Genomic DNA, 21,370 nt, shown 5'->3' with positions numbered 1-21,370 from the left:
TTTTTTACAGTGAAATATTGTTGAAAATTACTTTTTTCTTTTATGTTTTATAACTTCTGCATCAATATAAAAAATAATTTCTTCCGCTATATTTTTTATTAAATCACCTACGCGTTCAAACTTTTTAATTATAGCAAACATTAATAATGTTTGATCAATTATTGCATTATCTTTGTTTATTTCTTTTTCTATTATAGAAAAAGATTCAGCATTTATTTTGTCTAAAATTTTATCCTTTTTAAAGACTTTTCTTGCCGATTTCACATCTTTTTCTTCATAAGCAATTGTAATATTTTCAAACATTGAAATAATGGTGGCATACATTTTCTCAAATTTCAAATTTTTAAAAAGATGTGGTTCTATTGGTTTGTCAAAATCAACAATATATTTAGATATATCATAAGCGTGATCACCTATGCGCTCTAAATCAAAGTTGATTTTTAAGACTGCCATTATAAATCGCAAATCTATAGCAACAGGAGTATAAAGTGCTATAAACTTTTCACAATCATTTTCAATTTTTAAATCTAAGGCATTTATACGTGTTTCAGTATTCATTACATCTTCTGCTAAATCACCGTCATTATTTAATAAAGCTTCTGTAGCTTTTTCGATTTGTGAAATGCACAAATTAAGCATTTCAAGACCTGACTCATTTAATAAGTTTCTATGATGTTCTGCATTTTGTACCATAATAATATAGTTTTATCCGAATCTACCAGTAATATAGTTTTCGGTTTGTTGTTTTTCAGGGTTTGTAAAAATAGTTTTTGTTTTGTCAAATTCAATAAGTTCTCCTATATAGAAAAAAGCAGTATAATCACTAATTCTACTAGCTTGTTGCATATTATGAGTAACAATAACAATAGTATATTTTTCTTTTAACTCAAATATTAAATCTTCAATTTTTGCTGTGGAGATTGGATCTAATGCAGATGTTGGTTCGTCCATTAATAAAATTGAAGGTTCAACGGCTAAAGTTCTTGCAATACATAAACGTTGTTGTTGACCTCCTGATAAAGCTAATGCAGATTTTTTTAAATCATCTTTAACTTCTGTCCAAAGGTCTGCCTGTCGTAAAGCCTTTTCTACACGTTCATTTAATATTTTCTTATCCTTTATCCCTTGTATTTTAAGTCCATAAGCAACATTTTCAAAAATTGATTTCGGAAAGGGATTTGGTTTTTGAAAAACCATTCCAACTTCTTTTCTCAATTCTTCAACATTAATTTTATCCTTATAAATATTAGTTCCATTCAGTTTAATTTTCCCTTCCATTTTAAATCCTTCTACATAATCATTCATTCTATTAAATAAACGAAGAAATGTAGATTTACCACAACCAGATGGGCCAATAAATGCAGTAACCGTATTTGGTTTAATAGTCATGTCAATTCCTTTAATTGCCATAAAATCATCATACCAAACTTTTACATCTTTTATTGCTATTTTAGCTCCATCTTTTGAAGCCCCATCTTCAACTTTTTTTGAATCAATTTTTTTTTCTTTTATTTTTATCATTGTTATTGCAGTTTCTTTTGCCATCTATTTCTAAAATATACGGCTATTCCATTCATTACAAATGTAATTAATAATAATACTATTATTGCTCCAGCTGCAGCAATCGCAAATCCTTGTTGTGGTCTTGTGGTCCAATTAAAAATTTGCATTGGAAGCACTGAAAATGTATCAAAAATTGACTGAGGTACAAAAGGCACATATGCCATAGCACCTACAACAATTAGCGGCGCTGTCTCACCAATTGCTCTGGATAAAGAAAGAATTATTCCTGTCAATATTCCTCCAAAGGATGAAGGCAAAACAACATTTTTTATAGTTTGCCATTTAGAAGCTCCCAAAGCGAAAGATGCCTCCTTTAATGAATGTGGAACCGCTTTTATAGCTTCTCTGGTAGCTACAATAATTATAGGCAATATTAAAAGAGATAATGTTAAACTTCCCGATAATATACTTCCACCAAAATTAAAAAATCGTACAAAAACCCCTAATCCTAACAATCCATAAATTATTGAAGGAACACCTGCTAAATTAGAAATATTAATCTCTAATAAGGATGATAATTTGGATTTTTTAGCATATTCTTCTAAATATATACCAGCCCCAACGCCAACTGGAATTGCAAACAAAACTGTTAACAACATTAAATCTAATGTTCCAATAATGGCTGTATAAATCCCTGCATTTTCTGGTTTTCTTGAAGGTAAACTTGTTAAAAAAGTCCAATTAATTCTTGTATATCCAACTTTTACAATATTATAAATTAAAATGGCTAAAATTAAAATACCCAGAAATGTAAATAACATTCCTAATATTTTAAAACTATGATCAATTAATTTATTTTTTTGAAAATTATTCATATTTTTCTTGGTATTTTTTCTTAATCCAAAAACTAACACTGTTTAACGTAAACGTAAATAAAAATAGTGTTAAACCGGCTGCAAAAATTGTTTTGTACTCTACTGAACCTTGAGGAGCATCTCCAGAGCTAACCTGCACAATGAATGATGTAATGGTTTGAACAGGAACTGTAGGGTTTAGTGTAAGTTGTGGCTGTTGACCTGCAGCAATTGCGACAATCATAGTTTCTCCTATAGCTCTTGAAATAGCAAGTATAACAGATACAATTATTCCAGAGGAAGCAGCAGGAACCATAACTTTAAAAGCTGTTTGAAAACGAGTAGAACCCATTCCAAATGCGGCTAGTTTTAATGATTTTGGAACTGCATATAAAGCATCTTCACTTAATGATGATATAAAAGGAATAATCATAATACCCATTACTATACCAGCTGACAATGAATTAAATGTTTCTAAATCAGGATATATTGTTTGTAAAAATGGAGTTACAATTGTTAAAGCAAAAAAACCGTATACTACCGTAGGAATTGCAGCTAAAATTTCAAGAAATGGTTTTAATGTTTTTCTAAAACTTTTAGGAGCATACATATTTAAATAAATAGCAATTGTTAATCCTATAGGTAAAGCAACAGCAATCGCAATTGCAGCTGTTAAGAATGTACCAGATACAAGTGCAAGAATACCAAAATGTTTTTCACTAAATAAAGGCGTCCATTGTGTGTCAGTCAGAAACTCAAAGATTGAAACATCTCTAAAAAATGAAATACTTTCAAAAAGCAGTACTGCAATAATACCAATTGTTGTAAAAATGGTAATTGAAGCACAAAACTTAAAAAAATTTTCAATTAGTTTTTCTTTATATTTCATGTGTGTATATTATTGTTTTTAGCGGTCACATGCTGTTTGCTATAAGCATTTCATTGAGTATTAAACTTTTTAAAATGCTCGCTTCAGATAATACATTAGCCGGCAAGAATACTTACCGGCAAATAAAATTTGTTATAGTAATTATTTTTTAACCAATACTTTACTAAAAGCTGCTTTTTGTGCATCGTAACCACTTTGAAGCATTGGTACGTAACCAACTTCTTTTGATAATTGAGGAGCATTGTCTAAATAGAAGTTAATAAAAGTCTCCACTTCAGGTCTTTGTGCAGATTTTTTGTTTACAAAAATAAATAATGATCTTGATAAAGGAGCATATTCATTACTTGCAACAGTTTCAATACTTGGTATAACTGCACCTGCACCATTGTCAATTCCAACAACACTTAATTTATCTTTATTTTCTTCATAATACGATAAACCAAAATAACCTAGTGCATTCACATCTTTTTCAATACCTTGAACTACAATGTTATAATCCGCAACGGCATTGTAATCTGTTCTACTTGCTCCTGATTCACCCATAATTACTTCTGTAAAGAAATCGTAAGTACCATGTGAAGTGTTTGGTCCATATAAATTAATATCTTCATTTGGCCACTCAGCTCTAATATCACTCCATTTTGCTACAGAGCTATTTGGTTCCCAAAGTTTTTTAAGTTCTTCAGTTGTCATTGTTTTTGCCCAAGTATTGTTTTTATTTACAACAACAGTAATACCATCTAAAGCAACTGTTAATTGGAGATATTCAATACCATTTTTTTCGCATAATTCAATCTCTTTACCTTTAATATCTCTTGAAGCAGCACTTATATCTGTAACTCCGGTTCCAAATTTTTTGAAACCACCACCTGTTCCAGACTCTCCAACAGTTACTCGAACTTTAGGCTCCACTTTTAAGAATTCTTCAGCAACAGCTTCTGAAACTGGAAAAACTGTTCCAGAACCATCAATAGAAATTGCCCCTGTTAATTCTGATTTTTGATCTTTCTTTTCTCCACAAGAAATTGCTACAATTGCTAGTGAAATTATAAATACTAATTTTTTCATTTTTATCGTGTTTATTTATTTTGCAAAGAACTAATTCAGTTGTTAAGTTTATGTTAACTGAAAATTAATTGTTTAAGATTAATTATAATTTAAACTCAGCGTTTAAAAACACTAAAGATTTATTACCTAATAAGTCATTATCAAAACTAAACCCTTGATAATTTAAAGAAAAGCTTAATCCTTTAACTGGAAGATATTGAATACCTCCAATAATTTGATTTCCATCTTTAGATATATTCCAAGCTTTAGATGCTCCAGATAGTGTATTTGAACTCAATTGATCAAATCGTCCAAATATTTCTACTTTATCATTAATTATGTAGGTAGAATAAAATGATAAACCATCTAAATTATGATCTTCTGCTGGGCTTGAATATTTTTTACCATTATTTAATTTATTATATTCTGCACCAAATCTCCAATTGCTAGATTTGTAACCTGCAAATAAAGATATAGTTGTAATTGCATCAGAATCTATTGATGGTTGTGAATCTGCATAAATTTTTGTTGTTAAACCTTTAACAGGAGTAAATATTAAGCTACCACCTACTTTTTGTTTTCCATCTTCATCTTGTAATTTTTTATAGCCTTCACCATTCGCAATTAAGAAATTTGCTTTTAAATTTTTGCTCAATTTAAATTCAGCACTTACACCTAAATCTGCACTGCTTCCATATCCATTTTGATCTTGAAAAGATTTAAAAACATAACGGTATCCCCAAAATTTCTCTTGATCATTAAATTGTTTCATTCCTATTAAACCCATACTTAGTTTAATACTTGACGCTACTTTCCAGTCTAATTGTGCTGTTTTTAAGTATGCCGTATATGCACTTCCTCCAGAGTTGTCACCAACATCTAATGTTACTTTAGCGGAAATTGCTTCACTAAAATTATACTTATAACCTAAATAAGCTCTTTTTAATTCAAAGGCACTAGTTTGTGTTGCGCCTTCCGATAAGTCTGTATGGTAGTTCCAGAATACTTTAAATTGAACATCTCCACTTGGATTAAATTCTTTATTTAAATTTTGGGAAAATGAAGCAATAGAAACTAGTAAAACTCCTAGAAATAATAATTGATTTTTCATAATTTGTATTAATTTTTGTCACTGCAAAGAACTAACACGGTTGTTAATTTAAAGTTAACAGGATGTTATTTAATTACTAATATTTACATAAAACAAAGACCGCCAAGGGTTTGGCGGTCTTTCATTTCAAAACATTGTTGACAAAAACTAATAATTTATATGAAATGGTGCATTAATTATAACAACTAATTCACAAGGCTAATGTCTAATTTCTATTGAAGTTTTATGTAATTTAAATATTATTTAATCATTAAATATTTGGTTCATTTCTTCAAATAAACTTAATAGGTTTAGATCTTTTAATTTTATTTTCCAAATTTTAGAAGTCAAAACGACAAATATATAAACAAGTGTAAATCAGTAATCTAAATATATTTTTCAAAAACTTAATGTAAACTTAACGTTAACAAATAGTAAATTCATTGTTAATACTTTAAATTTGATATAGATTAAAACAACAAATAATAACTAAAAAATATAGATATATGAAAACAATTTTAAAAGTAGTTATTTTATTGTTTTGTGTAACAGCATTTTCACAAGAACAAAAAGTAGAATACAAAAAGATAAATGAGAATTTAGTGAAAGCTACCTATTATTTTGCTGATAATACTGAAGCTGTTGAACGTGAGGGCTTTTTTGATGCAGATGGAAAGTTAAATGGCATCTGGATAAGTTATGATACTATGGGAAATAAAACTTCAATTGCTAATTATGTAAGTGGTAAAAAAGATGGTGTTTGGACCTACTTTAAAAAAGATAAAATTAATGTTGTTACATACAATGAAAATAAAATTATAAAAGTTGAAGAAAAAGATTTAGTAGTTAATTAATATAAAACTATTATTTTTAATATAAAAAAAGGGCGCTAATTTTAGCACCCTTTTTTATTTATAATAAATTTTACTTATAACTCACTTCCGATCCAAGACCAGCTTGAGATATCAACTTTAGTTCCTGTGTTGTAGGCATTAGTTGTAGAGGCATCTGCACCATCTATTTGAACATTTGAAAGAGCTCCATTATCTTTCATGTCAATATTCTTAGCGTATCCTTCTAAATATAAATTAGTAATAGTTGCTCCAGACTCTAATTTAAATTGCAATGCTGTACCATCAACAGTTGAAATTGCTGTAACATTTATAAACTTAGGATTGTTATTTACTTTATCTCCTTCAAAAGCTGTAGAAAAACCAGGTACTGTATGTGAGATGTAGGTATTTGTTACTGTACCGTTCCATCCCTCAGTCCAATCAACAGCATCATCGTCATTGTTTTCTAAATAAATATTAGATACAGAAACTGTTCCTCCAAAAAACTCTATTCCATCATCAGCTCCATTAATAACAGCAATATTTTCTATTACAGTTTCTGAACCCACAGCATATAATGAAACTCCATTATACTGAGAATCTAAGCTAATTTGAGCTCCAGTTCCTTTAATTACTAGGTTTTTTATTGAGCCTGAGTTGTCAGTATCATCTGTACCTCCATAAATAAATCCACCAACTTCAGCTTCAGCATCAACACCTGCAGTTGTTGTAGCTTTACCACAAATGGTTAAACCTCCCCAATCACCAGGACTCTCATTAACAGAAGACATAACAACTGGATTATTTTTTGTTCCTTGAATGTCAATTTTTCCTCCTTTAAGAACTGCAATATAAACATCAACTCCTCCTTTATCAGCTGTGATTTTTGTTCCAGCTTCAATAGTTAATGTAACTCCATCTTGAACAATATAGGAACCTGTTAAACTATAATTAGTATTTGCAGTTAATGTTTTGTTCGATGTTAAGTCTCCATTTAATACTTCTAATGCCACATACTGACCATTAATAAAGTTCCAATTTGATATATCTACAAGTGTGCCTGCATTATAACTATCTGTTGTAGTTGCGGCAACACCATCAATAACAACATTAGATAAAGCACCATTGTCTTTCATATCAATATTAGTATCATAACCACTTAAATATAAATTTGAAATAGTTGCTCCAGATTCTAATTTAAATTGTAAAGCTGTTCCTCCTACTGTTGAAAGAGCTGTTAAATTATTAATTTTAGGATTTCCATTAGCTTTATCAGCTTCAACTACAGTTGAAAAACCTTCAATAGTATGCACTACATATGCATTATCTACTGTTCCATTCCAACCTTCTGTCCAGTCAATAGCATCATCTTCATTATTTTCTAAGTATAAGTTTTCTACTGAAACCGTTCCTCCAAAAAACTCAACACCATCATCAGAACCATTAATTACTGCTACATTTTCAACTATGGTTCCAGAACCAACAGCGTAAAAAGAAACACCATTGTATTGAGAATCTAGACTAATTTGAGCTCCTGTACCAATAATTACTAAGTTTTTAATTACACCTGAACTATCTGTATCTTCTGTTCCTCCATAAATAAATCCACCTACTTCAGCTTCGGCATCTACACCAGCTGATGTGGTTGCTTTACCACAAAGTGTTAATCCGCCCCAGTCTCCTGGGCTTCCATCTACAGAAGACATAACAACTGGATTACTATCTGTACCGTTAATATTAATTTTTCCTCCTTTTAATACTGCAATATAAACATCTACACCACCCTTATCAGCAACAATTTGAGTTCCGGCAGGAATGGTAAGCGTTACTCCATCTGCAACAATAAAAGAACCAGTTAAATCGTAATTTGTTGAGGCATTTAATGTAAAGTCTTCTTCTAGAGTACCATTCATTACTCCAATTTTTAAATTTTTAACAACTTCATCAGTTGGATTTACAATTGGGTCGGGATCACTATCATCACAACTAAATAATGTAAATAAAGCTACTAATGCTGTTATTCCAATAAATTTATAGTTCATTTTTTTCATTTTTTAAAATTTGATTTTATTTATATTAATTTATACAAATAACCCTTTATTCTAATACTTAAATCTTAAGAGAAGATTAAGGATATATTATGAAATCAGCTGCTTTTAATGGAAATGTTAATATTTTGTTACTTGTTTTTTATGTAGCAAAAAAAGCAGCTGCCTAAAAGTATTTAGCCAACTGCTTTTTGTATTTATTATCTTTAGTTTTAGAATGTATATTTAAATCCAATACCTAGATCTATACCTTTTTTATAAGAACTAATGATTTCATTTGTTTCTATTTCTGAAGATAAGGGCTTTACTTTTTGAGATTGTTCAATACTTGGATTTAATATGTTTTTTCCAACTAATTTTACAGAAAGTTGTTTACTTAGTTGCTTGCTTAAAACCAAATCAAGTGTTATAAATCCTTTTTCTATAATTTCATCATTATACAATATTGCACTGTTGCTAAAATCCTCTGGTGCACCTAGTGCATAAATTTTATCCGATGAATAATTTCCAGATAGCGTTGCATTAAATTCATTCTCTTTATTATTTGAATAACTTAAAGCGGTGTTTACAATAAAGTCTGAAGCACCTTGTAACTTAGATGTTGTTTTATTATTGTATTGAAATTCTTCTAATAAATCTTGATTAAACCACATTTTTGTAGCGTTAAAATTAATGTTTAAATCACTATTTTCTCTCTCAATAATAGTAAGTCTAGTTTCAAATTCCAATCCAATAACATCTGCTTGTTCACCAGTATTATCGTAAGAAAAATTACCTGAAGAGCCTCTTGTTTGCGATAAATTAATAGGGTCTTCTATTCTTTTATAAAAGCTGGTTGCAGAAACTAACTCTTTTGAAGAAGGATATAATTCCCATTTTAAATCTACATTATAATTGGTAGATTCTTTCAACTCTGGATTTCCTTTAGTTACACGTCCTGTTGGTGAAACATATTCAAACGGCGCCAATTCTTTAAATTCTGGAAGCGTAATAGTTCTGCTACCTGCAAATCTTATAAAGTTAGTTTCGTTTAATTCATATTTCAAATTTAAACTTGGTGCTAAATTGTTATAATTATTATTTAATGAGCCTATTCTTCCAACGTAATTGGTAACATCCCAATCAACATCTAAATTATCTTTTTCGTACCTAACACCAATATTACCAGTTAGTTTATTAAAGCTGAAATCTAAATTAGCAAAACCAGCATAAGTTTCAAGAGTTGCTTTATACATATCTTCTGGCCTTTCTCTTAAGGTTATTGTACCATTATTAAAATACATTTCATCAAATGCTACAGATAAATCATCTATAGACGTTACTTGAAAACCTTTATCTCTAACCCCTACAAATAAGGAATTAAAATTTCGCTCTTTTTGACGGAAATTCCCACCAAAATTTAATTTCAAAGGATTCTCTGAATCGATATTGAAAGTAATTTGATCTTTTATTGTTCCGTTTAACTCTATATCTTTAATTTTTTGATCAGATTTTCTTTGTTGAAAATCTCCTACGTGTGCAAACTGAACAGTATTTTCATCTAAAATACTTACTTCGTTTCTAATTCTATTAGGTTCTTTTGCTATTACATAGTTATAACCAACACCCCAATTTAATGTATTGTTTTCAGTAATATTATGCGTTCCTAAAATTTGATTTACAAACATCTGAGTTTGTTTTAAATTTTGGTCTCTTACAAAAGCACCATATTCTGAAGGGTCTTGGTCAAAAACAAAACCTTCTCTATTTCTACCTTGTTCGAACAAATTATCAATAGTTTTATTTATAAATAAACTAGTAAATTTTATTTTATGATTATTATTTAATCGGTATGATAAGTTTAAAAGCCCTGTTGTATTAATTGTTGTTTTATAAGTTTCAACATCTGTAAATGAATTGTTTAAAACATTTGATCTATATTTTTTAAAAATTCCACTTTCATAATTAGAAGACCCATTGTGTGAAACTGTTGCAAATACGGCTACATCTTTTTTAAGAAATTGAAACCTTTTGCCACCGGTTAATGAAATTCCAAAATTTAAAGGTGTACTTTTAGTTTCAGTATTCCAACTTTGTAAAGTAATAGCATCAATTAAAGCATATTTTTTAGTGTAAAAACCAAAATTTAAATCGTTACTATTTTGAGTTGCTCTAAAATTATTAAAAATATTATTTTTTAAAACAGTTGTATTTGATCCTCCGCTAATTCCAACTGAAAATTTACCTCTACTATACTCTTTGGTTGTAATATCTACATTTCCTGAAGCTTGATCTGCATAATTTTCGGTACTGTAGGTTTTACTAATTCCAACGTTTTGAATAATATCTGAAGAGAATAAATTTAAATCGATATTTTTCTTTTCAACATCATCAGATGGGATTGGCAAACCATTCAGGGTAGATGTTAAATAGCGATCACCTAAACCTCTAATATAAATATCACCTGATCCTTCATTTTTTGTTACTCCTGAAATTTTAGAAGTTGCAACTGCCGCATTAGAAACACCTGTTTTTGCCAGTCTTTCTGCTCCAATACTTTCTTTAATAACAGTAGCCTTTTTTTGCTCAGTTAAAAGTGAACTTTCAGATTCTTTTTTTGTTGAACCTGTAATTTGAATTTCATTTAAAGAAACTCCCTGACTTGCACTTAAAATTTGATCTAATTTTATTGTTTCACCTTCGTTAACAACTACATTTGGAATTTCAACTGTTTGATATCCAATAAAACTGAATACAACTGTGTATGTTCCAGCATCCGCTTTAAAAGTATAAGTTCCTTCAAACTCTGTTGTTGTTCCAATTGATGTTCCTTTAATAAAAACATTTGCAAAAGGCAATGGCGAATTATCCACTTCTTTATCTAAAACAAGACCCGAAATTGTTCCTTTGTTTTGTGCGAATACAACAGCACTAACAAGTATTATAATTACTGTAAAAATTTTCTTCATTTTTGTCTAATATTTCTTGACGCAAAGGAAGAGTAGTAAGGTAAACGAAAAGTTAAAAAGCGGTTATTTAACTGTAATAATACTGTTAAATTAATGTTAGCTATTTTACTTTTGAAATAAGACTGACTTCTGAAATTGATGACTCAATTTTTAAAGCATTTAATATTTGGTTCAGTTTTATTGTACTACTAGAGGAAACCTCTATACTTTTAATTTCAATAGATTTATAACCAATAAAACTAAATAATAAAGAGTATCTTCCAGGTTTTAAACTAAGTTTAAAAGAACCGTCAATTTCAGTTACTACTGTCATATTTGTTTCTTTTACAAATACTTCTGCAAAAATTAAAGGCTCATTTTCATGTTCACCATCAAACACAGCCCCTTCTATTTCTCCGTTTCTATTGCAGTTATCAATTAGAGAACTCATTTTTAATGATTGTCCAAAATTTTGGAGACTTATAAAAAAGAAAAATGTAATAATAAAAAACCTCATAACACTTATAATTATTTATATGCAAATAAACCATCTCAAGGTTAAATAATAGTTAAGCGTGTATTATGGTTTTATAAGGTAATTGTTAATTTTGAATATTGTTTGAATAGAAAAAAATATAAATTATTAGTTATATTGCACCAAACTATAAAAAATGATAATGGACTGGAATAAACTACTATCTTTAAAGAGATATGGGGATACACAAAAAAGATTTAGAAATCTACAAGATGAGACCCGCTTAGGTTTTGAAGTAGATTATGACCGTATTATTTTTTCTGATTCATTTAGAAGTTTACAAGATAAAACTCAGGTTGTTCCATTATCAAAAACAGATTTTGTACATACCCGCTTAACACATAGTTTAGAAGTTAGTGTTGTTGCGCGTTCATTAGGTAGAATTGTTGGTGAAAAAGTACTAGAAAAACATCCTGAATTAACAGATTTAGGATACAAAATGAACGATTTTGGTGCCATTGTTGCTACAGCTGCTTTGGCTCATGATATTGGAAACCCCCCTTTTGGACATAGTGGTGAAAAAGCAATTGGAGAATATTTTATTAATGGAAATGGCAAAAAATTTAAAGAACAACTTACAGATAAACAATGGCAAGATTTAATTGATTTTGAAGGAAATGCCAACGGATTTAGAATTTTAACCGAGACAAAGCAAGGAATTGAAGGTGGTTTGCGTTTGTCTTACGCAACGTTGGGTGCTTTTATAAAATATCCAAAAGAATCTTTACCAAAAAAACCAACAGCATATATTGGAGATAAAAAATATGGAATATTTCAAGCTGAGCTAAATGCTTTTGATGATGTTGCTAAAGATTTGGGATTAATAGCAACGGGTAGCAATGGAAATATTGCTTTTAAAAGACATCCTTTAGCTTATTTGGTTGAAGCCGCCGATGATATTTGCTATACAATTATCGATTTTGAAGATGGGATTAATTTAGGTTTAATTGAGGAAGAATTTGCTTTAGAAAATTTAATAAAATTAGTAAAAGACACTATCAATTCCGAAAAATATTATCAGTTAAAACATAAAAAAGACCGATTAAGTTATTTACGTGCTTTAGCAATAGGAACCTTAATAACTGAAGCAACAAAAGTATTTATAGAGAATGAGGCAGCTATCTTAAATGGAGATTACCCATATTCACTTTTAGAAAAATGCAAGTACGAAGCTCAAATAAACGACATTATTAAGTTAAGTGTAGAAAAAATTTATAGAAGCCGAGAAGTTATAGAAAAGGAGTTGGTAGGATATTCTATAATTTCAAAATTGTTAGATGTTTTTTTAACAGCTACTAATAATAAATTTGAGAATACACTTTCTAATTACGATAAATTAATTATTAATTTATTACCTGAAAGTATACAAATCCCAAAAGAGACTCTGTATATGAGGGTTTTGACTATCTGTGGCTTTGTTGCAAGTTTAACTGATGGTTTTGCATTACAATTGCATAAAAAAATAAATGGTTAATTTTGTTTAGAAAAAAATAGTTGGATGTTAATGATGATGTTTTAACTTTAAGAGAAAAGCATACCTTTTTTAAATAATAGTCCTTTTGACGAAACCTTAAACCTCCCCAAAAAAGAACACAAAGCAAAAGGTTTACCTCCTAATAAATATTACGAGGGGATGTGGAAATAAAAACTATTATAACTAACGGACTGGCTTCGGGTGTTTATATTTTAAAGCTAAGTACTGAATCTGCTCAAGGAACAAAAATAATTATTAAAAAAATTTCATTATAATATAATTTTAAAATGTAACTTTATAAGTTAGATATTATTTTTATCTTCACTATTTTCAAATAAAGAATCTTTATTTCCATAAAGTAATTCAGCAACTTCAATCAGCTTTTTGTTAATGTCATTTACATTTGAATAGTCATTAAATAAAGAAGAAGCCATTTCTGCTGTTATTAAATTTTTACGAATTAATTTATCTATAGATTTATTACTTTGTCTAATATTTTCTTTCGCTTTTGTTTTTAATTCTTCTAATTTTTCGGCATATTTTTCGGTTTCTTCTTCAGTTCTAAACAAATAAATTACACGTAAAACTTGAGTTATTTTTTTTCTAAAATCGTTGTACTCACTAAGTAAATATTTATTGTCTAAAGTTAAAGACATAGTTAAATTTTTATTTAGCTCTCTAACATCTTTTATAATTTCAACCATTTTTCGGTTGGAAATTTTAATATCGGTAATAGATTTATTGTGTTTTTTAGTTAATTTTAGGTCGTTTTGCGCTGTTGTCGCAAATCTTAAAATTTCACCATAGATATTTTTGAATTTTTTATAGTACAACTTATCAATATCAATATTAAAATTTCTTGTTGATTTTTTAATAATTTTGTTAATTTTTATATCTGAGATAATGTCTTCTCTATGAATATTTAATGCGTGTGATACAATTTCAAAAACAGCATTTTTATATAAATATTTGGTTTCTTTTACCAGTGCAGAAATTGTGGCATCTGGAAATTTTAATACAGCTTCATTTAAATATTTAGGTTCATCGATATCTTTAACTATTTTTTCTTTAAAGAATTTTATTAAGAAGCTTTCTAATTTTTTAATAAAAGGTATCATTATTACTACTCCAATAATGTTAAAAGTTGTGTGAAATAATGCCAATTTTAAGGTATAATCTGTTTGCGAAATATTTACTAAAGCAGAAAAATAATCTACAAATTTAGAAAGTGGATAAATAAATGCTAAAGCAACAAAACCAGTTATTATATTAAATATTAGATGTGCACCGGCCAGTCTTTTTCCAGCAATATTAGATTTTAAAGAACCTAAAACTGCGGTTATGGTTGTGCCAACATTTGCTCCAATTGCTATAGCTAAAGCGTTTTCATATTCTATCTGTCCAGCTGCTAAAGCTGTTAATACCAGCACTAAAGATGCGGCACTAGATTGTAATACAATTGTTATAATTATACCTATAACCGTATAAATTAACACGCCTAAATAACCTGAAACTGCGTATTGGGTTAAATCTATTTGTGTACTAAAAACATCAAACCCTTCTTTCATAAAAAAGATCCCTAGAAAGAAAAACCCTAAACCAGCAAGCACATTGCCAATTCCTTTTAAAGCACTGGATTTTTGAAAAGAAAAAATTAGTCCAAAAATTATCATGGGCATTGCCATAGACGAGATTTTAATTTTTAATCCAAAACCAGCAACCAACCAAGCGGTTGTAGTACTTCCAATATTTGCTCCAAAAATTAATCCAATACCTCCGCTAAGGCTAATTAAGCCCGCACTAATAAAAGAGATTGTAATTACAGAAACCAAAGAGCTAGATTGCATAAGTGTTGTAACAAATGCTCCAGCTGTAATACTTTTATATAATTTATCCGTTGCCTTTTTTAAGAAATTTTGAAGTGGACCTCTGGTAAACACCTTAAAACCTTCTTCTAATAAAATCATTCCAAACAGCAATATGGCTATACCTGCAGCTATTGTTTCAAAATTTGGGTTGAAATATAAAATTATTACAAGTGCAATTAATATAAGTAAAAACAAAAGTCTTTTTATCATAAATAAAACTTAATGGTAATTTTAAAAAAATAGTTTAAAACTGTTCAATTGTAAACTTACTGTAAATAATTTATAAAAAAAAGCCTTCAGAAATTGAAGGCTTTATCATATTATAAATTAATAATAATTATTTTGCTGCTTTTTCCTGAATATGAAAATCGTGAAATAGTTGTAATAAACTCATTAATGCAGAAATTAAATCTTTAGTTTCAAGCAATATTCCAAAATATAATGATGAGTTTTTTGGACTGCTTTCTTCTGTTCTAATTCTAGCAATTTGCTTATCAATAGATTCGGAAACATAGTCGAATATTTCTTGTTTTGCATCAATAATATTAGATAAATCATCAAAATCTTTTTCAGTAAAATCTAATTCAATTTTATTAAATAGCACTTTTAACTTACTATTAATTGCGGTTAAATCTTCTATAGATGAAGGTTTTAATTGCTTATGATTGTTATTTACGTGCTTGTAACTTGTGGTAGAAATATATTCAATAGATTGCGTTATATCTTGTAAATAACCTAAAATTAAAATATAAAATCTACTGGCTTTAACAGAGGTGTCATCTAATGATTTAATAAAATAGAAGACTTCTTCTCTTAGTTCGTTTACCTCTTTATTTAACTTTCGTACATGTTTTTCAGTTTTAGAAAGCTTGTTTAAATCATGAGAAGACAAATCAATTACAACATTAGTATATAATTTATTTACACGTTTTACAACTTCAGAAATATGGTCTGAACTTTCGTTAACAACTTCATTAATTGTAATTAATTCAGCGCGTTCCATATACCTTTTTTCTTTTTTTTCTTTTGCTCTTTTAGTGTGTCTTACAGAACTTCTTCCAAGTAAAAACAGCACAACAATAAGTAAAACAGCAACTGAAACAATTTCTCCTAAATAAATAATATATAAAAATATTGCAGCAACCATAAAAGCAGAAAGTGCTGTTAAAAACCATCCACCAATTACGTTAAAAACCCCAGCCACTCTATAAACAGCGCTTTCTCTTCCCCAAGCTCTATCTGCTAAAGAAGTACCCATTGCCACCATAAAAGTTACATAAGTTGTAGATAATGGAAGTTTTAATGAGGTTCCTATGGAAATTAAAATACCGGCAACAAATAAATTTACAGATGCTCTTACCATGTCAAATGCTGGTAATTCGTAGGATTTATCTTTTGGCAATTCAATAACTGGTTTTTGAAATTTAGAATCAACCCATTGCAATGTTTTAGGAGGAATAACTTTTCCTAAACCTTTACTAAACAAAATTGCACCACGAACTACAGTTCTTGAAACCGCATTTGGCTGAAATTTTTCGTGCCCTTCACCTTGTCTAGATAAATTAATTCCTGTTTCAATTACAGTTTTTGCTTTTTTAGAAAACCAAAGTGTAACTACCATAATTCCACCTGCAATTAATAACAGCCAAGGGTTTGAAGGTACTTTTTTAGCTAAAATCCCCATTGAAAACTCATTTGCTGCTAAAAAATTAGCTGGATCTTGGCTGCTCCATTCTTGCCAAGAATTTAAGGCTGCAATTGGTACACCAATAAAATTTACTAAATCGTTTCCAGCAAATGCCATTGCCAAAGAGAACGTTCCAATTATAACTATAAATTTTAAAATATTTACTTTAAAAAGCATTATTAATAATTGCGACAATATAGTCCAAAACACAAAGCCATATAGAATGATTTCAAGTGTGCGACCTTCAACCAAATGCTTTACATCATCATAAAAGGGTGTTCCTTTCATTCCTTTTACAAATATAAAATAGGTAATTGCAGTAATTGCAAATCCTCCAAAAATGGCATTTACATAGCTTCTTTTTTTATCAAATTGAAAAGAGTATAATAAGCGCGATAAAAATTGGACAATTGCTCCTACAGTAAATGCTATAAAAACTGACAACAATATTCCTGAAATAATTAACAGTGCAGTAGCAGAATTTATATATTTTCCAACTTCGGAAAGGTCTTCTCCGTTATTCGATATTTTAATTAATGCCATTGCAACAGCCGCACCTAACAATTCAAAAACAATTGAAACTGTAGTTGAAGTTGGCATTCCTAATGAATTAAAGACATCTAATAGTAAAATATCAGTAATCATAACTGCCATAAAAATGAACATAATTTCATTAAAATAGAATTGAGAAGGATTAAAAATTCCTTTTCTTGCAACTTCCATCATTCCACTCGAGGTAATTGCCCCCAAAGCAACACCAATACTAGCAATAATTAAAATAGTCTTTACATTAACAGCTTTTGAACCAATTGCTGAGTTCAAAAAATTAACGGCATCATTACTTACACCTACAACTAAATCTATTATAGCTAATATTGTAAGTGCTACTAGCATTAAAATATAAATATCTCCCATGTGTTTTTTTTTAACGTTGCAAAAATACTTTCTATTAATACAGCAAATATTAAATTAATGTTACCAATGTTAATTTAATGTTAACTTAATGTTAAGAACAATTTTAAGTTATTCTGTAAGAATTTTAAAATCTATTTTACACTTTAAATTTACTAACTTTTTTTGATTAGATTAGTTTAAAAGAGAAGTTTTTAGTATTCTAATTTTGATAGTACAGTTGATACTTAGAATATTGTATTTGATTATCTCATTATTTTATTCCGAAATGTTAAGTTCCATCTCATAAAATAAATTTAGTGCAATTATTAATCTAACTGTTTTGTCATCATAGTCTGCCTCAGTCAAAGACTCAAATAAACCTTGTGCTAAAATTTGTGGACTTATTTCACCAATATCTTTTATGGCTAGTAAATATTCCTCAATAAAAATATTTTTCTGATTTTTTAATAAACACCCTATGTATGCTCCTTTTGGATTGGTAATATAAAAATCTTTTGGGATTTCTTCTGTATCGTTTTCGGTGTTTTTAAAGTTGGTTATTACCTGAATTTCGTATGAATCATCTTCATAATAAGTGGCTGAATATTTAATCCAAATTTTATCAAACACACTAGAGTTTTTTAATTTGTCCAAAAGAGTATTTGATGAATTTTTTATGAAGCCGGTTGGTTCGTTTAATTCACTTATATCTTTTAAATAAAGTTTGTATTTAATTGCAATAGGTTCTTTTGGATAATTTTCAGTTAATTTAGCCTCAAATAGGCTACAAACCTCATTTAAAATGGCTATTTCGTTCTCTGAAAAGCAATTATTTAAAATGTTTCCGTAATCAATTTTTTTGCTATTGTCGTTACAACTTACACTTGAAATTGTAATTAAAATTACGATCGCAATTTTTTTCATAATATTAATATTGAATTAGGTACCAAAATCTCAAACTATAAACAAGATTGCTTTAGATGTATCATTAAATTAATTTTTAAAGTTTTGGTATTGTACAATATAAGAAATATTATAAGTTGATAGTATGACAATTGTCAAGAAATATTTTTACACTCAAAATTTAAAATGGCAGTACTATAACAAACAAAAAAAGAGCCTCATTTTAAAAAAAATGAGGCTCAATTATTGGGTTGACTATTTAATCGTTTTATTAACCATTGTAAATAGCTTATTTAAGAACAAAATATTAATTGGTCAAATATCATAAAAATTACTCGTGAATATTATTTTACCGAAGATTCTTATTCACAAGATATTAACAATTAGTTTGTATTTGTTTTATGATCCACACATTTCACAATCATCTGGATTGTTTTGTGAGGCAATTAACATGGCTTTTAATTCTTCTGGGCTTAATGGCGTTTCATCGGCTTTCTTTTCTTTAGACACCGTAAATTGTGTGGCGTTTACGGCACTTTTTGTGCGTAAATAATACATTCCAGTTTTTAAACCGCTCTTCCAAGCATAAAAGTGCATAGATGTTAATTTAGAGTAATTTGCGTCTTGCATAAATAAGTTTAGCGACTGTGATTGATCGATAAAATAACCTCTTTGGCGAGACATATCTATAATATCTTTCATACTCATTTCCCAAACAGTTTTATACAAATCTTTTAACTCTTGAGAAATAACATCTATATGTTGAATAGATCCATTGGCACGCATAATATTTTCTTTCATTTCATTATTCCACAAACCTAATTCTACCAAATCTTCTAGTAAATGTTTGTTTACTACAATATACTCACCACTTAAAACTCTTCGTGTATAAATATTAGAAGTATATGGTTCAAAAGCTTCATTATTTCCTAATATTTGCGAAGTGGATGCTGTTGGCATTGGCGCTACTAAAAGTGAATTTCTAACACCGTTTTCCAATACTTGTTTTCTAAGTGTTTTCCAATCCCAGCGTCCGCTTAAATCGTCTTCTGAGACTCCCCACATATTAAATTGAAATTCTCCTTGTGACATTGGTGAACCTTCATATGTAGAATATGGTTCTTTTGCTTTTGCAATTTCCATTGAGGAAGTTACTGCAGCAAAGTAAATTGTCTCAAAAATTTCTTCGTTTAATTTTTTAGCTTCATCACTGGTAAAAGGCATACGTAACATGATAAAAGCATCTGCCAATCCTTGAATTCCTAATCCAATTGGTCTGTGACGGAAGTTAGAATTTTCAGCTTCTTTTACAGGATAATAGTTACGATCTATAACTGTATCTAAATTACGCGTAATTTTTTTTGTTACTTTATATAGTTTTTGATGGTTGAAAAATTTCTCACCTTCTTTATTTTCTTCAACAAACATTGGAATTGCAATAGATGCTAAGTTACAAACAGCAACTTCGTCTTTTGCGGTATATTCCATTATTTCAGTACATAAATTTGAAGATCGAATGGTTCCTAAATTCTTTTGATTCGATTTTCTGTTTGCTGCATCTTTATACAACATATACGGATTTCCTGTTTCAATTTGAGCTTCTAAAATCTTTTCCCAAAGTTCACGGGCTTTAATTGTTTTGCGTCCTTTTCCTACTTTTTCGTAACTTGTATATAGTTTTTCAAATTCATCTCCATATGTATCGAATAAATGTGGACATTCATTTGGGCACATCAACGTCCAGTCACCGTTTTCTTCAACACGTTTCATAAATAGATCTGGAATCCACATAGCGTAAAATAAATCTCGGGCTCTATTTTCTTCAGCTCCAGTATTTTTACGTAAGTCTAAAAAGTTGAAAACATCTGCATGCCAAGGTTCCATATATATAGCAAAAGAGCCTTTTCTTTTTCCACCACCTTGATCTACATAACGAGCCGTATCATTATACACTTTTAGCATTGGCACAATTCCATTAGAAGTTCCGTTAGTTCCTCTAATATAAGAGCCTGTTGCGCGTACATTGTGAATAGACAAGCCAATTCCACCAGCAGATTGTGAAATTTTAGCAGTTTGTTTTAATGTATCATAAATTCCATCTATACTATCATCTTGAATTTGTAGTAAAAAACAAGAGGACATTTGAGGTTTTGGTGTTCCAGAGTTGAAAAGGGTAGGAGTAGCGTGTGTAAATATTTTTTTAGACATTAACTCGTAGGTTTCGATGGCTTCATCGATATCATTTTGATGAATTCCAATAGCAACACGCATTAACATATGTTGCGGACGCTCAGCAATTACTCCGTTTAATTTTAATAAATACGAGCGCTCTAGTGTTTTAAAACCAAAATAATCATATCCAAAATCTCTGTTATAAATTATAGTTGAATCTAATTTTGCAGCATTATTTTGAATAACTTTATAAGTTTCCTCGGATAATAATGGTGCTTTTTTACCAGTTCTTGGATTTACATAATTGTATAAATCCGTCATAACATCAGAAAATGTTTTCTTCGTATTTTTATGTAAGTTAGACACTGCAATTCGTGCTGCTAAACGAGCATAATCTGGATGTTGTACGGTCATTGTAGCAGCAGTTTCTGCGGCTAAATTATCGAGTTCGGAAGTAGTAACACCATCATATAAGCCTTCAATAACTCGCATTGCAACCTTTACAGGATCTACCAAGTTATTTAAGCCATAACACATTTTTCTTACTCTAGATGTAATTTTGTCAAACATCACAGGTTCTTTTCTTCCGTCTCTTTTTAGTACAAACATATTTTATTTAATTATGAATTTGTAATTACGAATTAAG

The 21,370-nt window shown here is 29.2% G+C and carries 16 protein-coding genes; 3 read left to right on the top strand and 13 right to left on the bottom strand.

The genetic code is table 11. The features are described 5' to 3' along the window. Positions 1-27 precede the first annotated feature (27 nt). From phoU to IEW75_RS00540, 6 genes are all read right to left on the bottom strand, one after another. Positions 28-693, bottom strand: a complete 666-nt coding sequence (gene phoU, locus IEW75_RS00565) for a phosphate signaling complex protein PhoU (RefSeq protein ID WP_134248097.1) — start codon at positions 691-693, stop codon at positions 28-30. 12 nt (positions 694-705) lie between these two features. Next, positions 706-1,410 (bottom strand): phosphate ABC transporter ATP-binding protein PstB, encoded by a 705-nt coding sequence (gene pstB / locus IEW75_RS00560; RefSeq protein ID WP_229714378.1) that lies wholly within the window; start codon positions 1,408-1,410, stop codon positions 706-708. Between the two features lie 113 nt (positions 1,411-1,523). Then, positions 1,524-2,378 carry a phosphate ABC transporter permease PstA gene (pstA, locus tag IEW75_RS00555; RefSeq protein ID WP_134248096.1) on the bottom strand — a complete coding sequence of 285 codons (855 nt, stop codon included), beginning with the start codon at positions 2,376-2,378 and terminating at the stop codon, positions 1,524-1,526. Beyond that, positions 2,371-3,246: a phosphate ABC transporter permease subunit PstC gene (pstC, locus tag IEW75_RS00550; protein WP_134248095.1), complete on the bottom strand. Its 876-nt coding sequence runs from the start codon at positions 3,244-3,246 to the stop codon at positions 2,371-2,373. Before pstC ends, pstA begins: the two co-directional genes overlap by 8 nt. Positions 3,247-3,387: 141 nt before the next feature. Next, positions 3,388-4,314, bottom strand: coding sequence for a PstS family phosphate ABC transporter substrate-binding protein (locus tag IEW75_RS00545; protein WP_134248094.1), 927 nt, complete (start codon positions 4,312-4,314; stop codon positions 3,388-3,390). 82 nt (positions 4,315-4,396) lie between these two features. Then, a complete protein-coding gene (locus IEW75_RS00540; protein WP_134248093.1) occupies positions 4,397-5,404 on the bottom strand; it encodes a hypothetical protein in 1,008 nt (335 codons plus the stop codon). 485 nt (positions 5,405-5,889) lie between these two features. Here IEW75_RS00540 and IEW75_RS00535 point away from each other — a divergent pair, with 485 nt between their 5' ends. Further along, complete coding sequence (locus tag IEW75_RS00535) at positions 5,890-6,237, top strand: toxin-antitoxin system YwqK family antitoxin (protein WP_134248092.1); 348 nt, start codon at positions 5,890-5,892, stop codon at positions 6,235-6,237. Between the two features lie 74 nt (positions 6,238-6,311). Here IEW75_RS00535 and IEW75_RS00530 read toward each other — a convergent pair whose 3' ends face one another. From IEW75_RS00530 to IEW75_RS00520, 3 genes are all read right to left on the bottom strand, one after another. After that, on the bottom strand, positions 6,312-8,267 hold the full coding sequence (locus IEW75_RS00530) for a beta-helix domain-containing protein (RefSeq protein WP_134248091.1): 1,956 nt from the start codon (positions 8,265-8,267) through the stop codon (positions 6,312-6,314). A 209-nt stretch (positions 8,268-8,476) separates the two neighbouring features. Then, positions 8,477-11,212 carry a TonB-dependent receptor gene (locus IEW75_RS00525; RefSeq protein ID WP_134248090.1) on the bottom strand — a complete coding sequence of 912 codons (2,736 nt, stop codon included), beginning with the start codon at positions 11,210-11,212 and terminating at the stop codon, positions 8,477-8,479. Between the two features lie 100 nt (positions 11,213-11,312). Next, on the bottom strand, positions 11,313-11,642 hold the full coding sequence (locus IEW75_RS00520) for a carboxypeptidase-like regulatory domain-containing protein (protein ID WP_158283785.1): 330 nt from the start codon (positions 11,640-11,642) through the stop codon (positions 11,313-11,315). 226 nt (positions 11,643-11,868) lie between these two features. Between IEW75_RS00520 and IEW75_RS00515 the strand changes: the two genes are divergently transcribed. Next, on the top strand, positions 11,869-13,200 hold the full coding sequence (locus tag IEW75_RS00515) for a deoxyguanosinetriphosphate triphosphohydrolase (protein WP_134248088.1): 1,332 nt from the start codon (positions 11,869-11,871) through the stop codon (positions 13,198-13,200). Between the two features lie 161 nt (positions 13,201-13,361). Further along, on the top strand, positions 13,362-13,475 hold the full coding sequence (locus IEW75_RS15975; RefSeq protein WP_158283784.1) for a T9SS type A sorting domain-containing protein: 114 nt from the start codon (positions 13,362-13,364) through the stop codon (positions 13,473-13,475). Positions 13,476-13,502: 27 nt separating this feature from the next. On the opposite strand, the gene IEW75_RS00505 is transcribed toward IEW75_RS15975, so the two are convergent. The 4 genes from IEW75_RS00505 to IEW75_RS00490 form a co-directional block, all read right to left on the bottom strand. Continuing rightward, positions 13,503-15,278, bottom strand: a complete 1,776-nt coding sequence (locus IEW75_RS00505) for a Na/Pi cotransporter family protein (protein WP_134248087.1) — start codon at positions 15,276-15,278, stop codon at positions 13,503-13,505. Positions 15,279-15,405: 127 nt separating this feature from the next. After that, positions 15,406-17,670, bottom strand: coding sequence for an inorganic phosphate transporter (locus IEW75_RS00500; protein WP_134248086.1), 2,265 nt, complete (start codon positions 17,668-17,670; stop codon positions 15,406-15,408). Between the two features lie 255 nt (positions 17,671-17,925). After that, positions 17,926-18,573, bottom strand: coding sequence for a hypothetical protein (locus tag IEW75_RS00495; protein ID WP_134248085.1), 648 nt, complete (start codon positions 18,571-18,573; stop codon positions 17,926-17,928). A 378-nt stretch (positions 18,574-18,951) separates the two neighbouring features. Continuing rightward, positions 18,952-21,333: a ribonucleoside-diphosphate reductase subunit alpha gene (locus tag IEW75_RS00490; RefSeq protein ID WP_134248084.1), complete on the bottom strand. Its 2,382-nt coding sequence runs from the start codon at positions 21,331-21,333 to the stop codon at positions 18,952-18,954. Positions 21,334-21,370: the final 37 nt, after the last annotated feature.

The organism is Lutibacter litoralis (assembly GCF_014646675.1).
GTDB lineage: Bacteria > Bacteroidota > Bacteroidia > Flavobacteriales > Flavobacteriaceae > Lutibacter > Lutibacter litoralis.
Note: the sequence above shows the minus strand (reverse complement) of the source record. Positions and strands in the feature narration are given on the sequence as shown.

What these genes read in the sequence shown, in the direction of transcription:
- IEW75_RS00525 (WP_134248090.1), bottom strand. Translation starts at nt 11,212, where the DNA reads ATGAAGAAAATTTTTACAGTAATTATAATACTTGTTAGTGCTGTTGTA.
- pstB (WP_229714378.1), bottom strand. Translation starts at nt 1,410, where the DNA reads ATGGCAATTAAAGGAATTGACATGACTATTAAACCAAATACGGTTACT.
- IEW75_RS00505 (WP_134248087.1), bottom strand. Translation starts at nt 15,278, where the DNA reads ATGATAAAAAGACTTTTGTTTTTACTTATATTAATTGCACTTGTAATA.
- IEW75_RS00520 (WP_158283785.1), bottom strand. Translation starts at nt 11,642, where the DNA reads ATGAGTTCTCTAATTGATAACTGCAATAGAAACGGAGAAATAGAAGGG.
- IEW75_RS00540 (WP_134248093.1), bottom strand. Translation starts at nt 5,404, where the DNA reads ATGAAAAATCAATTATTATTTCTAGGAGTTTTACTAGTTTCTATTGCT.
- IEW75_RS00545 (WP_134248094.1), bottom strand. Translation starts at nt 4,314, where the DNA reads ATGAAAAAATTAGTATTTATAATTTCACTAGCAATTGTAGCAATTTCT.
- pstA (WP_134248096.1), bottom strand. Translation starts at nt 2,378, where the DNA reads ATGAATAATTTTCAAAAAAATAAATTAATTGATCATAGTTTTAAAATA.
- IEW75_RS00515 (WP_134248088.1), top strand. Translation starts at nt 11,869, where the DNA reads ATGGACTGGAATAAACTACTATCTTTAAAGAGATATGGGGATACACAA.
- IEW75_RS00495 (WP_134248085.1), bottom strand. Translation starts at nt 18,573, where the DNA reads ATGAAAAAAATTGCGATCGTAATTTTAATTACAATTTCAAGTGTAAGT.
- IEW75_RS00500 (WP_134248086.1), bottom strand. Translation starts at nt 17,670, where the DNA reads ATGGGAGATATTTATATTTTAATGCTAGTAGCACTTACAATATTAGCT.
- pstC (WP_134248095.1), bottom strand. Translation starts at nt 3,246, where the DNA reads ATGAAATATAAAGAAAAACTAATTGAAAATTTTTTTAAGTTTTGTGCT.
- IEW75_RS00530 (WP_134248091.1), bottom strand. Translation starts at nt 8,267, where the DNA reads ATGAAAAAAATGAACTATAAATTTATTGGAATAACAGCATTAGTAGCT.
- IEW75_RS00490 (WP_134248084.1), bottom strand. Translation starts at nt 21,333, where the DNA reads ATGTTTGTACTAAAAAGAGACGGAAGAAAAGAACCTGTGATGTTTGAC.
- IEW75_RS00535 (WP_134248092.1), top strand. Translation starts at nt 5,890, where the DNA reads ATGAAAACAATTTTAAAAGTAGTTATTTTATTGTTTTGTGTAACAGCA.
- phoU (WP_134248097.1), bottom strand. Translation starts at nt 693, where the DNA reads ATGGTACAAAATGCAGAACATCATAGAAACTTATTAAATGAGTCAGGT.